General features: G+C 52.2%; 15 protein-coding genes. 12 read left to right on the forward strand and 3 right to left on the reverse strand.

The genetic code is table 11. From position 1 onward, the window contains the following. The first annotated feature begins 175 nt into the window (after positions 1–175). Together MW898_RS02585 and MW898_RS02590 are read left to right on the forward strand one after the other, a co-directional pair. Positions 176–1,318 (forward strand): glycosyltransferase family 4 protein, encoded by a 1,143-nt coding sequence (locus MW898_RS02585; RefSeq protein WP_248904289.1) that lies wholly within the window; start codon positions 176–178, stop codon positions 1,316–1,318. Beyond that, positions 1,305–2,954, forward strand: coding sequence for an O-antigen ligase family protein (locus MW898_RS02590; protein WP_248904291.1), 1,650 nt, complete (start codon positions 1,305–1,307; stop codon positions 2,952–2,954). The genes MW898_RS02585 and MW898_RS02590 overlap by 14 nt, the downstream gene beginning before the upstream one ends. Before the next feature lie 35 nt (positions 2,955–2,989). Here MW898_RS02590 and MW898_RS02595 read toward each other — a convergent pair whose 3' ends face one another. The 3 genes from MW898_RS02595 to MW898_RS02605 all read right to left on the reverse strand — a co-directional run bounded on the left by MW898_RS02595 (position 2,990) and on the right by MW898_RS02605 (position 6,641). Continuing rightward, positions 2,990–4,162, reverse strand: coding sequence for a glycosyltransferase family 2 protein (locus MW898_RS02595; protein WP_248904293.1), 1,173 nt, complete (start codon positions 4,160–4,162; stop codon positions 2,990–2,992). A 634-nt stretch (positions 4,163–4,796) separates the two neighbouring features. Then, positions 4,797–5,474: a Yip1 family protein gene (locus tag MW898_RS02600; protein ID WP_248904295.1), complete on the reverse strand. Its 678-nt coding sequence runs from the start codon at positions 5,472–5,474 to the stop codon at positions 4,797–4,799. Positions 5,475–5,669: 195 nt separating this feature from the next. Then, complete coding sequence (locus MW898_RS02605; RefSeq protein ID WP_248904296.1) at positions 5,670–6,641, reverse strand: M48 family metallopeptidase; 972 nt, start codon at positions 6,639–6,641, stop codon at positions 5,670–5,672. Between the two features lie 521 nt (positions 6,642–7,162). Here MW898_RS02605 and MW898_RS02610 point away from each other — a divergent pair. The 10 genes from MW898_RS02610 to MW898_RS02655 all read left to right on the forward strand — a co-directional run bounded on the left by MW898_RS02610 (position 7,163) and on the right by MW898_RS02655 (position 13,672). After that, complete coding sequence (locus MW898_RS02610) at positions 7,163–7,498, forward strand: ArsR family transcriptional regulator (RefSeq protein WP_248904297.1); 336 nt, start codon at positions 7,163–7,165, stop codon at positions 7,496–7,498. Continuing rightward, a complete protein-coding gene (arsB, locus tag MW898_RS02615; protein ID WP_277999750.1) occupies positions 7,491–8,657 on the forward strand; it encodes an ACR3 family arsenite efflux transporter in 1,167 nt (388 codons plus the stop codon). The genes MW898_RS02610 and arsB overlap by 8 nt, the downstream gene beginning before the upstream one ends. Positions 8,658–8,672: 15 nt before the next feature. After that, positions 8,673–8,912 carry a low molecular weight phosphatase family protein gene (locus MW898_RS02620; protein WP_248909816.1) on the forward strand — a complete coding sequence of 80 codons (240 nt, stop codon included), beginning with the start codon at positions 8,673–8,675 and terminating at the stop codon, positions 8,910–8,912. Beyond that, positions 8,912–9,118 (forward strand): hypothetical protein, encoded by a 207-nt coding sequence (locus MW898_RS02625; RefSeq protein WP_248904298.1) that lies wholly within the window; start codon positions 8,912–8,914, stop codon positions 9,116–9,118. The genes MW898_RS02620 and MW898_RS02625 overlap by 1 nt, the downstream gene beginning before the upstream one ends. Positions 9,119–9,275: 157 nt before the next feature. Next, a complete protein-coding gene (locus tag MW898_RS02630; RefSeq protein ID WP_248904299.1) occupies positions 9,276–9,704 on the forward strand; it encodes a CopG family ribbon-helix-helix protein in 429 nt (142 codons plus the stop codon). A gap of 286 nt (positions 9,705–9,990) precedes the next feature. Continuing rightward, entirely contained in the window at positions 9,991–10,227 is a 237-nt protein-coding gene (locus MW898_RS02635; RefSeq protein ID WP_248904300.1) for a type 2 periplasmic-binding domain-containing protein, read from the forward strand. 179 nt (positions 10,228–10,406) lie between these two features. After that, positions 10,407–11,087 carry an energy-coupling factor ABC transporter permease gene (locus MW898_RS02640; RefSeq protein WP_248904301.1) on the forward strand — a complete coding sequence of 227 codons (681 nt, stop codon included), beginning with the start codon at positions 10,407–10,409 and terminating at the stop codon, positions 11,085–11,087. Beyond that, positions 11,087–11,407, forward strand: a complete 321-nt coding sequence (locus MW898_RS02645) for a cobalamin transport operon protein (RefSeq protein ID WP_248904302.1) — start codon at positions 11,087–11,089, stop codon at positions 11,405–11,407. The genes MW898_RS02640 and MW898_RS02645 overlap by 1 nt, the downstream gene beginning before the upstream one ends. A gap of 550 nt (positions 11,408–11,957) precedes the next feature. After that, positions 11,958–12,461, forward strand: a complete 504-nt coding sequence (locus tag MW898_RS02650) for a cation:proton antiporter regulatory subunit (RefSeq protein WP_248904304.1) — start codon at positions 11,958–11,960, stop codon at positions 12,459–12,461. 2 nt (positions 12,462–12,463) lie between these two features. Beyond that, positions 12,464–13,672 carry a cation:proton antiporter gene (locus tag MW898_RS02655; protein WP_248904306.1) on the forward strand — a complete coding sequence of 403 codons (1,209 nt, stop codon included), beginning with the start codon at positions 12,464–12,466 and terminating at the stop codon, positions 13,670–13,672. Positions 13,673–13,890: the final 218 nt, after the last annotated feature.

The following is a 13,890-nucleotide window of genomic DNA, read 5'->3' on the forward strand; positions in this document are numbered from 1 at the left end:
CGAATCTGTCGAGAGATGTCGCAGATTCGGACAGAGTGTTGGTTTGCGACCGTGGAGCACTGCTGCTTCGCGTTGCCGGTCTCGGTCGTGTGGTGCCTTCGCTTTGTGGGAAGGCACCGGGCGATTGCCGATCAAAAGAAGAGCTTTGCATCGATAAGGCTTCCAAATGATCACAATGAATGATACAAACACAATAGCGATTGCCCACCATAATCTAATGGAGATGGGTGGGGCAGAGGGTGTGGGAATGAACGTGATTGAAGCGCTGCAAGACCAGTATGACGTCACTCTACTGACGCTGACACACCCCGATTTCACCAAATTAAACAGCTACTACAACACTGAGGTCGACGAACACGCAATCGAGGTCCAGCAGATAGGGTTGGTGACACCAACGCTGTACGAACAGACCAAGAGTCTTCATTTGCTGAAGAACGCGTTCGTTTCTCGTCTGATGGCCAGCCGGGCCGACCAGTTTGACATGGTGTTTTGTACGTACAATGAGCTCAGCCTCGCTGGTCGGTCGCTGCAGTATATTCACATGCCCCAGTTCCGACGATGGACGAACGGCGGTGCAGACAGTACGCTGTTGAGCGTCTACGACGAACTGTGCAAGGGGATTGAAGGATTCGATACCGAGCAGATCAGCACAAACCATCTCCTTGCTAATTCGGAGTGGACTGCAGATGTGACCGAGCAAACTTACGGCGTTCGTCCGCAAGTGGTGTATCCGCCAGTCGACACAGATGGCTTCGTGGATACGCCGTGGGACGAGCGAGAAGATGGATTCGTTTCGGTCGGCAGAATCGGCCCAAAGAAGAACGTCCTTCGCACCATCAAGATCGTTGCAGCGTTGCACGATCGCGGCCACGATGTCCATCTTCACATCGTCGGCCCACCTCACGGTGAAGAGTACATAGAATCCGTCGAAGCGGCAGCCGACCAACACGAGTTCGTTCACCTCGAAGGGATCCTAAGCCGGAAGGAACTCGTTGACCTGATCTGTACGCACAAATACGGAATCCACGGAAAGAATCACGAGCACTTCGGGATGGCTGTCGCTGAACTGGCTGCGGCTGGCACTATTCCGTTCGTTCCAGACGGGGGTGGCCAGCGCGAGATCGTTAATGAACGAGCAGAACTGCTGTACGAGGCCAAAAACGACGCGGTCGAAAAAATCGATCACGTGCTCTCGACTCCCGAACTCCAGTCTGAGCTGACGTCAACCACTGAGAATGTAAAAGAACGTTTTGGTCGCCGCCGTTTCCAAAGAATAATATGTGATATTGTCGAGGACCAATTCAATGAATCTGAGTAATCCATTCGAACGGTTCTTGGATGCCCCTGCTCCACTTTCCAATGGCCACTCTTTCGTCATCTTGTCGGTAGTGCTCATATTTGGACTCACGTTCGTTGCACCGGCGCTTTCGATGCTCACCGGTGCTCCGGTTCTCTTCTTTGTTGTTTTGATTGGTTCGATCTATGGCGTCCTTGCAGTCTGGTTTCGAGAACCGTTTATTGGTTCGCTCATCGCACTGCTCGTCACCGCAATGTTCGCTGCAGACGTCCCTCTGGCCAGCGAAGCCTACACCTCGCTCTTTCGCGGTCATCTCGGTCCCCGACTGTGGCTCGCACAGCTCCCGCTCATTGCTTCGGTTGGCCTCGTACTGTTCACGAAACACCGGGCGTTGTTCGATGGACGCACTCGTGTCGAAGAATTGTTTGCTCTCTTTGTCGGTTGGACAGTGCTTTCGGCGGTGTTCGGTGCGACGGTTCGTGTTGATGCAGCACTGTTCTTTTCGTTGTTGATGTTTCAAGGACTGATCGTATTCAGTCTGTTTCGGTACACTGTCCAACAGCGGATTCTCTCCTTTCGATCGGTTGTATGGTTGTTCATTGGGACAGTGCTCGCCCAGTCTGCTTTTGCGGTCGGCCAGTTCTTGAATCAGGACGTCTTTGGGTTGTCGACACTCGGTGAGGGTGACGGGATCGCACTTTCGTGGATCACGCTTGGCCCCTTCGGCCAGTTCTCATTCGGGACCCACGTCGCTGGATTCACGGGAATGTCGTTCCATTTAGCGAGTCTCATTGTCCTCGCCGTTCCGTTGACTATTGTCCTCGCTGTCCGCGAGACCGGGCGAAAGCGGGGAGTGCTTTTGGGACTGACGATACTGATGATCGCCATCCTGCGTGGAACCACCACCGATGCAGGACGAGGCGGGCTCATTGTGACCCTCATTTGTGTGTGTTTGGCACTTGTCTGTCTGTATCATACCTCACTCTTCGATTCGATTGTCTCGCGTTCCTCACACGCTATATCGGGACGTAGTCGGCTGATATCGCTCGGATGGGTCGTGTTTACCGTGCCTCTGAGCATCATCGCACTCTTCTTCCCTTCGTCAACTGCTGGAAACAAATCGGCAGTCACAGAGGTTAGTAGTGGAGTTGGAGTCAGTGGTGGCGGTGGCGGTGGTGGACTCGGTGGTCCTTCTCGATTTGAAGCCATCAACTCGTCTCTCCAGAGCCTCTCAATTCCATTTTTTAACATCGCCAACCTTGGTATTCGTGTACAGCAGTACGTGGCAGGCGTTGATCTCTTCATACAGAACCCACTGTTCGGTATCGGTGGTGCAAACTTCGTGTACTACACGTCCGAATACGGCTTTCCGGAACCACTACCGCTACACAGCATGTACTTCGCAATGCTGGCCGAAGCCGGCTTTCCTGGATTTGTACTCATGGTTGTGATACTCGTGAGTATTCTGTGGTACGGTTGGAAGGCCATCCCCCGCTCCAGTGATGGGGCACTGCTCGTCGGAATGCTCTGTGGATTTATCGGATGGCTAGCGTTTGCGTTTTGGTCCATTCCAACGATCAAGCTGACAACAATGTTTCCGTTCTGGGCGTTGGCAGGGGCCACTGTAGGTGTGTACGCACAGGACGATACGGCGTGAATGGTCTGGTAGATATCGTCGAGACAGAACTCAAATCAGTCGTCGGCTGCTCGTTCTGCGGTTTCCCACGTGACGATGTTGCGCTGCTTCAGGAAATTTACAAGCGCAAGACCCATGCCGTAGTTCGAAACGACGAAGTAGTACGGGATATGGAAGATCGACGAAACCTGCCGCCCAACTCGATCACTGATCGCACCGACCAGCGCACAGAGATAAAACACGATCTGGAACCCCAGAACGACGGGGTAGAACAGTCCCCTCGTCACCAGTGTCAGAACAACACTCGTCGCAAGGGCCCCGACGAGAAACACCGGTGAAAGCCATCTGAACACTTTGTGGGAGAACAATTTGAACGAAAACACCGGATACTGACGTGGATTCAACAGAGCAGTGTGGTCAGATAGCGTGTTCCACGATCGAGTGACAATCCGAACTCGACGAGAGAGTTCGGATTCGACCGACTGATCTGTCCGCTCGCGTGCGATAGCCGTCGGCGCGTACGCGATGCGTGAACCGTTTTCGATAAGCGCCAGTGGTTCTGCAAAGTCACTGATCGCATCCCGTGGGAGCGGAACGTACGATGACGTACGAACGGCATAGATCGAGCCATTGCCGGTAACGATGGAGCCGAGCTTCGATTCGAGTCGTTTGATGAGCCGTTCGTACCGCCAGTACGTGGATTCACCATCCACATCACTATCGTCGCTGTATCGAAGCTCTCCCACAACGCAATCGACAGACGGCCCGAATCCTCGAATGAGCTCACGGATCGCGTCCGGATCGTACATGCTATTTGCATCAGAGAAGACAATGATCTCGCTTCCAACTTGTTCTGCGACCACGTTCTGACACTCGGTTTTTCCCACGCGGCCCTCAACGCGGATCAGTTCGACGCCTTCATCGGCGTACGACTCGACGATCTCGTCTGTCCGATCAGACGATGCGTCCGAAAACACGATGAGTTCTAACTTCTCTGCTGGATAGTCAAGCGCAATGCTGTTCTCGATCTTCTCTGCAATCACGTCCTCTTCGTTGTACGCGGCGATGACCAACGATACCGTCGGGAGATCTGCAGGAAGTTCTTGGTGGTCTGACTCGACAATCCGACTGATAATTGATAGAATTGCTGGATACAGTGCGTATGTGTGGACCAATGCAAAGCTACAAATCCAAAAAATGGCTGCAATTATATTGTTTTGTATTTTCATTTTTTATAACCCATCTCTAATTTATTTATTCTATCTCATCCATATTTTCACTCCGTCACGTTCTTTCTCTGCTGGTTCCGACTGTGGTGTCGTTATTGATAGCACTTTTGATTATATTAGTGAACATGCTTTCTAGACTGTGAGACGATTGCGTTCGCTGCTTCGTGTGCAGGGCCATAAACCGATGATCCTTCTCTTGGTCGATGTATTGGTACGTCGATTGAGCATCGGGACCCTCGGGGTGTTCGATATTCTATATCAAGGGTCTCTCAGCGTGTTGATCTGCTCACTGCAGTTCGTACCACGACAGACCGGCGTATTCGTAACGTTGATGATTTCATCACCCACAATGCTCAAATTATCATCGACTTGATCATTGAGTGTGGATGATCTTGAGGAATTGGAAGCTACCTTATAAACAAGACTCGATCGACCCGTCCGGTGATTTTACCCACCCAAATCACATATGTAGGTTATCGATATTCAGATGGTTTCATCACGCTGTAGAGAATGGCAGCACCACTGCCAAGCTTCCAGTATCGTTTCCAGGATACCTAATATCATCACTGATTGACGCACACGTTTTGCTGTTCTACGATTTTCTATTTCACTCATTACTCTCAAGAGTGATTGGTCAAAGCAGTCCGTTGAGTCGTCGTAGAAGCCCCAAGACGAGAGGGATACAGACAGTAATGAACGCATCTATCCGCGAGAGGTTGTGGAGGTGTTCCATCGCAGACACCCAAAGAACTCCACTCCAGAGCAATAGACCGATCCCAATCCCGCCTGCAATCAAGAGGACTGGGTCCGACTGGAGTTGCTCGAAGGCGTTTTGAGCAGCGTGGCTTCCTGCCGGAAGTGTCTCACCGCCAAAAACGTAGTACGCGGCAGCGATACTGACGAGTTTGTCGAAGATCGCTGGGACGAATCCCCAGCCAGTGAGCGCTAGCGTATCAGTAAACGATCCGTTTCCGTCGAAAGCAACACGAGCAATGAGGTAAAACACGATCGCGTAGAGTCCCCACGTAATCACGGTACCGAGCACCGCACCGAAAACCGCGAGAATATTCGAGGCCGCAGAGATCACGCCAGATACACTCTGGTTCACCTGTTGGCCCTGCGATTGAACCATGCTCGTTGCGAGCTCACTAGCGACATCCGCCCGTGGGAGTGCTGCGATACTCGTCAGTACAGCTACGAGCAACACGATCCCAACTGGACTGAGGAAGTTGGGACTTTCCGTCCGATGTCGGAAGAACATATTTGGATCAGTGATGAGCGCTTGGAATCCTGCAGATGAATCATTAGTCACAATGTTATATTATATCTGAGGAAGATTGATAATATAGTTACGGAATTTCATCGAACAGGAAATAATCACGACACTATTTTCAGATGTGATCTCGGGGTAATCGAACTGGCTCATTGACTGAGAGGACGATGGACATTAATCTCTCAGATTGTCTCGCCATCAACCAAGTGCCGCCTAGCGACTGGTTCCCGGGAACTAGTCGATCTCGATGTGTCGCCAGTGGCTCGTTTCAGAACTCGTTCCTGTGGCACTTGCAGCCTCGCGGACGCGGCTAATGCGCTCATCAGTCGGTGGATGGCTTGCAAGTGCTCGTTCTAACGGTGTTTGTTCCGTCTGACGATCGTGTGTCGGGAGCAGCCACGAGAACAGTCCCCAGCCAGGCTCGCTTGCACGCTGGATCTTCTTGAGCGCACGAGCAAGTGCCAACGGATCGTCGAGGATTGCCACTGCTCGCTGGTCGGCAGCGTATTCCCGGCGGCGGGAGTAGGCCTGCAGCGCCAGCGTTGGAGCGATAAGCAAACCGATTACGAGTCTGATCACTCCACGTCGAAAGCCATTCCCCACACTTTTAGGGCCGCGTAGTGGACGGTCCACGACGAGCGATAGTCCCCAACAGCCCAGAAAGACAACGACGACGAACGGCACGAGCATCACGAGCACGAAGGATGTCGCCATCCGTAGAATGCTCATAACCAGCATGCGCAGGAGACTGTCGTAGCCTTCGAGATGAGCGAATTCATGAGCGAGAACGCCCTCGAGCTCTGTTGGTGTTAACAAGCGGACGAGCGAGTGATCAATCACGAGGGTCCCACTTCCGAGCGCAAACGCGTTGGGTTGACCAAGACGCGCAGTGTAGATCTCTGGTCGATCGAGCCGCATCCGTTGTGTAAGACGATCGACACTCGCGTGAATGCTCGGGGCACGGGACTGCGAGAGGGCTGTCACCGGGAGGCGAGAGAGGAGGCGCTTGGTGCTCGTCCGGTAGCTCAAGTAGCCAAAGACCAGTGCCATCGACCCCGCAAAGAGGAGCACCGATGGAAGGCTGCTACTGGTGAGAAGCGCACTGATCGCTTGGGAGGCAATGAGAACGCCAACGCCAGCAATCACGAGCAACCACACTCCAATCAGCACAGCGAGTCCACGCGGGCGACGGGATGACAGGGACATGGTTTTCGTACGTGTTGCTCGCCCAAAACGATTGCCGCGACGCAAATGAACCGCTCACTGAGCGTGAGATCGAAGTACCAGTGAATCTGTGTTGGTGTTTGTGATTTTCATACTAGAGGAGACACCACTACAGACTATGAACGTATCAGAATGTCATCTCCAAACAGGCTCCATGGACGATTCGAGCCGCCCAGATCGCTCTATTCGAGATGATTACGATTCAGCTCTCACGCACTGTCTTACGATTATTCGAAATATGATCGAATCACAAAAATATCGATAAAATCGTTAGATTTCGATCTCTCTGTCGAGATGCTATAATCAGCAATAGTCTGTGGTTCGAACGCTCGAAGTTAAGAGGCTTTGTCGTCCGAGCATACCTCGCACATTGATTTAGACTCTATTCAAATGACTTTACTTACTGTTTTGTAAACGGTGGTAGATCAGGACTCAAAGCACAATCTGTGTTCTATAGGTAGAAACCGAAACAATTACTTGAGCAAATATTCAATTGATTGCTGATGGCACAAACGACCGAGCGGCTTCGACGCTCTCTTAATGATGAACTTGAGGAGTGTCGTAGCGAGGATGTTGAACGTCGGCTTGATGACCTCAGCGCGCTCGAATCAGCACTTAGAACAGAGCAGGTAACAGCTGAACTCAATGTGTTCGCGGCACTCGGCAACGAGGTGCAATACGCACTCGTTCGAGTTCTTGTAGCGGCACAGGAAGAGCTCTGTGTCTGTAAGCTACACGCAGTTGTCGACGTGACCGAGAGCGGACTCAGTCACGCGTTGTCGGCGCTTGTCGACGCTGGGCTCGTTACTGTCCTCAAAGGGAGCGTGAGCAATGAGTAACGCCGAGGCTCACGAGCACGGCCCGGACTGTGACTGTGAGAGCTGTGGAGATCCACGCTCGATGGATGTCCTCGATAAGTATCTCACAGTCTGGATTTTTGGCGCGATGGCAATCGGCGTGGGAATCGGCTATTTTGCACCGTCGGTGACACAACCGATTCAGGATCTCCATCTCGTAGGAATCGGGCTTGTGCTGATGATGTACCCTCCTCTGGCCAAGGCTGATTACTCACAGCTCTCAACCGTGTTCAGTAACTGGCGGGTGCTCGGGCTGAGTCTCGTACAGAACTGGTTAATTGGCCCTACCCTGATGTTCGGGCTAGCGGTTGTGTTCTTCAGTGGGCTCGTTCCTGGTCTGCCCGCGCGACCCGAGTACTTCCTTGGACTCGTCTTTATCGGGATGGCACGGTGTATCGCAATGGTACTCGTTTGGAACGAACTCGCAGATGGTTCGACCGAATACGTCACTGGGCTGGTCGCATTCAACAGCCTCTTTCAAATCATTACGTACGGCGTGTACGTCTGGTTCTTCGGACTATTCCTGCCACCTCTCTTAGGAATGGATGCACTCGTTGCCGGGATTACGAGTTTTAGCATTACACCAATCCAAGTGTTCGAGGCAATCGTCGTTTTCCTTGGTATACCATTTGTCGGTGGGTTTCTCACTCGCTATCTTGGCACTCGAGTGAAAGGTAAAACGTGGTATGATGAGGTATTGATTCCGAAGATCGATCCGTTGACGCTGGTCGCGTTATTGTTCACTGTAATTGTAATGTTCGCTACACAGGGCGAGAACATCGTTGCTGCGCCGGTAGATGTCCTGTTGATCGCTGTTCCGCTCACGATCTACTTTGTCGTGATGTTTTTCGTGAGCTTCGGGATGGGACGCGGCATCGGAGCCGACTACTCGACGACAACCGCGATTGGGTTCACGGCAGCTTCGAACAACTTCGAACTCGCGATTGCGGTCGCAGTCGCAGTGTTCGGTGTTGGCTCTGGCGTCGCGTTCGCGACCGTTATTGGCCCGCTGATCGAGGTACCGGTGTTACTCGCGCTGGTCAACGCTGCGCTCTATTTCCGACGGAATGCCGACTGGAACGATGCCGAGACTGGAAGCGTAACTGCCTCAGCCTCCGATCCGATGACTGATGACGACTGATCACGAGACACGACAATGACGACGGATACCAATGCGGCAGCATCGATTCGCCTTGCCTTGTGTGTCCGGAGCGCTGGCCGCTCGCAGATGGCTCCGGTGTTTGATGTTCACGACTGGGCACTGGACGACCCTCGTGGCCAGAAACGAGACCGCGTGCGTGAAATACGTGAAGAGATCGAGGCTCGCGTTACTGCGTTGTTCGACGAGATCGTGGAGCGCTGCCACGTGTCTGCTGGTACGAATGTGATTCAATAATGAGTGATCGTTCTCTCCCAGATTACTCACACGCGACGGCCTATCAGCTTTCGCCCGCCCAGTGGGCAGTACTGTTCACCAGCGCGTGGCTGGTTGGCTGGGTGGCGATCAGGAGCTACACGGGGATGCCAGTAATCGATGCCTTGACACAAGCTGTCCCGATGGCGATCATACTCGGTAGCCTCGCATACGTTCTCAGACGATGAGCCAGCGAAACGACTGCACGTGTTCGCCAGTCGCAACAAGTCTGCTCATTGTCGTGGCTCATGTATCGATAACCGACCGTTTGATGTAGATATAAAATTCTATTCAATAAGACTATAGATACTAATTCTTAATAATCAAAAGAGTTTATATTGTTATATGAGCGTCGTCAGTGTCTCAATGCCAGAAGCGTTGCTCGAACGACTCGACCAGTTCGCCGATGATCATGGGTACACAGGGAGAAGCGAAGTTATCCGAGAAGCAAGTCGTAATCTTCTCGGTGAATTTGACGATAAGAAGCTCGAAGACCGTGAGCTGATGGGAGTCGTGACGGTCGTGTTTGATTACGAAACGACCACCGTCGAAGCAAAAATGATGCGACTGCGCCACGAACACGAGAACACCGTCGCATCAAATTTCCACAGCCATGTCGGTGGACGTCATTGTATGGAACTGTTCGTCCTCGAAGGCGCTCTCAAAGAAATTTCGACGTTCGTCGGAAAGATTCGAGCCACAAAGGACACGCTCACCGTCGACTACTCGGTGCTTCCCATGGATGACTTTGGATCACTTGCCGACATGAACTGATTCATTCACCAGACCCGTTTTTCGAACGGTTCCGTCCCTGAGTAACGACTATACGCCACACACTCTTGAGTAATAATAGCTAACTTTGCTTCCATAGAGATTACCACATCTATAATCTATATTAGTAAATTCAATGAATATATCAAACGATGATAATTTCCGGGCTTGGAGTGAGTTCGGTTGTCGGCTTAGGAATGACTTGGCGTCTCACTCATCCCGTCGGTAGAGCGCCCGCTTCGATTACCATCGCCTACACCTCTATTCATCGGATATAGAACATGAGGTGATGCAACAAGAGGGATACTACGACGACCTTCCAGGTGACGTCACTGTCGAACGATTCAGCTCTGGTCCGAGCGTCGTAACGGCGCTCGCGAAGGGTGATATTGACACAGCAATCATTCAGGAACCATTCGTAACGATCATCGGACGTGCCCCTCGATTCCACGAACTCGCACACGATCGTCATGCCCACGAGTTCGTCGACTGCGTTACGTTTGTACGAGATGAGTTCACTGCCTAAGTGGCGAGGTATTGAGAGCCAACCGCGAATCTCACTGAAACGAGAGAGCGTTACGCAAGTGAGCCGTATTCGACAGCGATGACTGTCTTATCAATAATAATCTCTTCCTACCCAATGATTATTATGATGGCAACAAAAAATAGGTAATGTTATTATATTCTATCTGCAGGTTACTAACTATGGCACACATTCATCTCGGAGAGGGTTCGTTCCCACTGTGGGCACTGGCTCTCTGGACGACCATTAGTGTTGCACTGATTGGGACAGTCCTCTACCGCGTGCGGACGAATGGAGTCAAAACACGTCAAATAGCGCTTGCGGGGATTGGGGCAGCCGCAAGCTTTGCGATCTTCCAGCTAAACATCCCCGTCTGGGGTGGTGTTCATATGAACCTCACTGGACTGGTTGGCATTCTTGCTGGACCACTGCTCGGGTCGCTCATCGCGCTGGTCGTGAACATTTTCTCGGCTGCCCTCGGTCACGGTGCTATTGGCCTGTTAGGCGCGAACACACTCGTCAATGCGTCGGAGGCTATTGTCGCCTACTACGCGTTCCGAATGCTGCTCCGTTTGGACTGGGACGTCTTTCCGGCGAGCGCGAGTGCCGCAATCCTTGGTCTCTCGGTTGGGGCCATCCTAATGGGCGCAATTGTCGTTATCAGTGGAGTGAACGGCAGTGCGCTTCCTCGTTCGGATCTGACGATCGCTGTTGCCGGGATGGTCGCCATTAATCTTGGTGTTGCAGTCGTTGAGGGACTCCTGACGGGATTGATTGTCCAGTTCCTCGCCTCGATCCGCCCCGACCTCGTTGGGATCGCTGATAGCACTGAGCACAAGGTATCCGCGGGGGTGACGCTCTGATGGATCGCTGGAAGCAGTATGCCGGTCTTGGCGGTCTTCTTGTCAGCTGTTTCGCCATTGGGTTGTGGGGCTTTACAGCGACTGGCGGGGCGCTTCCCTACGCGAAGCGGTTCACAAATGTACTACAGCACGGGTCACAGGAGGGCGGTGGCTCACTCGTTGCCCTCGGGCGGGGTATCGTTATTGCCGGTCCAATCCGCAAAGGCGGTCTTGTGGGCGAATTCGGTCTTATCATAGGTCTGTTCGTCATCATTGGAATTGGTCTGTACATCTATGCCGATCGTTATCACGATCCCGACGGACGAGAACGAGCTATCTAACAACCATGACGGTGCTCTCAGACCACGTCCTAGATCCACTGCTTATCACTGTGTACGCCGAGCGTCGTGATGGACCACTCCATCAGATCAATCCCTGAACCAAAGGGGGGTGATTGGCGCTCTGGTGCTCGCTGTCACCCTGTTCGACCGACGCCAACTATTGGCCGGTCTGTATGGTGTGGTCCCGTTCGTGTCCAGTCACTGAAATCGAGCTAGTGAGCTTCCTCTCGAAGAAAGCGTTAGACGACACTACCAACGGTCTGACCGTCTCACATACTACCAGTCTTTGCTGTGTGATTCTTTGTCGTGGCTGTCTTCCGAATGAATGAATCACTCTCTACGGCTAATAATCAAACATTGGAAAATACACCTCTGCAATCATTACTACACCCGAGTTTTATTCAGCCGATCTCCTTGCTTTCGTGGGTAGATATCATCTGATCGTATCGATCACAGATCTGACGCGGAGACACGGAGTGAACGCTTCTGTGATCGGTCTCAAGGCGTCAGTGAACGCATTGTTTATCAGAGACCGAGTTCTGAAAGAAGTATGACGATCTATGAGGCTGATGTCCCAGGCGTCGGCCACAAATTTGAACTCGAACTCGGGGGAGACAAACGACTAATCGTGCTTATCCACCACGACGGTAAGCGAGAAGTCTATCTCCGTCCTGGTGAGAATCAAGACAGTGAAAGACTATTTAGTCTGACGGGAAAGCGAGCACGCCAACTCGGCTCTATCCTCGAAGGAGCATACTTCCAACCCGTCGAAATGGACGATATTCAGGTTCCACTGGGCGAAGCGATCATCGAATGGGTCGACGTTAGTCCGTCGGCATCGTTGGTCGGTCACTCGCTGCGAGACGCTAATATTCGAGAGCAGACCGGGGTTTCCATTATCGCTATTCAACGAGGTGAGGAGACGATCGCGAATCCGCAGCCGAACAGCACGATCGAGGCTGGCGATATCCTCGTCAGTCTTGGAACGCGTGCTGAACAACGAGCGTTCACCGAGTTAGTCGAGACTGGCGAAACGGACACATCACAGACCTAAAAATGGCGGAGACGTTGCTTTTTGAAATTGGCATTGCACTGACAGGTATCGCCGTTGCGGGCGCTGTGGCCAACCGCGTTGGTCTGTCGGTTATCCCAGCGTACATCATTATTGGAATCCTCATTGGTCCGAACGAGCCCTCTTCAATCGCAGGAATTTCGCTCACGCTCGTGGAACATCGGGAGTTTATCGATATCGTTGCGGAACTTGGAATTGTGTTCCTTCTGTTCTTTCTCGGGCTCGAATTTAGCATCTCGCAGCTGTTGAGCGATCGTCGACGAATCGCTACAATTGGGAGTGTTGACTTTCTCATCAATTTCAGTCTCGGGATTGGTCTTGGCGTCGCGTTCGGCTACACACTTCTCGAAACGCTATTTCTCGCTGGGATTGTCTATATCTCTTCGAGTGCCGTTATCTCGAAAGCACTCATCGAGAGTGGGTGGGTTGCAAATCCTGAAAGTGGTCCCATTCTGGGTACGTTGGTGTTCGAAGATATCGCAATTGCGATCTATCTGGCGCTTCTCTCGGCGGTTGCCGTGGGAGAAGGGACACTGGTTGATGCTGCCGTCTCTGTCGGGATCGCGTTCGTGTTTCTTGGTGGGCTAACACTCACTGCGTGGTACGGATCGGATGCTATCGAGCAAATTTTCAGGGCCGATTCGGACGAACTATTTTTGCTGCGTATTCTTGGGGTGACGACGCTCATCGCAGGATTTGCGCTCACCCTTGGGCTGAGCGAGGCGGTGACTGCCTTCTTTGTCGGTACCGCATTCAGCGAAACCGACCACATTGAACGGATCGAGGCTGTCGTCGCACCAGCACGTGACTTCTTTGCAGCCGTCTTTTTCTTCGCAATCGGTTTGACAACTGAAGTCACTCTTCTCACGGGACTCGTCTGGTTGCTGCTCGCAGCGGTCCTCATAACAACCGTTGGAAAGATACTTAGTGGATCACTATCCGGACAGATCTATCAGCTCGATCGACTGCGATCGGTGCGCGTCGGGTTCGGACTGGTGCCACGCGGTGAATTCTCCCTGGTAATTGCTGCCCTCGCAACGAGTGTCGGAACAGGCGCACTTCAGTCCGTGATTCCAGCGTTCGCTGTTGGCTACGTGCTCATCATGAGTATCGTAGGCACTCTGCTCATTCAAAACGCTGATCGCATCTCCCACGAGATAGTGAGTCTTTCACAAACGGTGATACCCGACTGATGGCCACAGATACAGAGTAGCTCATCACGCCTGCGCGTTATCCGATTCCACTCGTTTTCGATGCTGCTGACGCTCTGATTACAACACTACGTATATCGATTACAGTCACATCTGCAAATCGATATGAGTCGAGATATCGCGATGCGAACTACTTTGAGAAATTTCTGACAAGCACGGGATAACACAGCTACTATGTTCAGTGACAACACCTAACACAT

The organism is Halocatena marina, assembly GCF_023276375.1.
GTDB lineage: Archaea > Halobacteriota > Halobacteria > Halobacteriales > Haloarculaceae > Halocatena > Halocatena marina.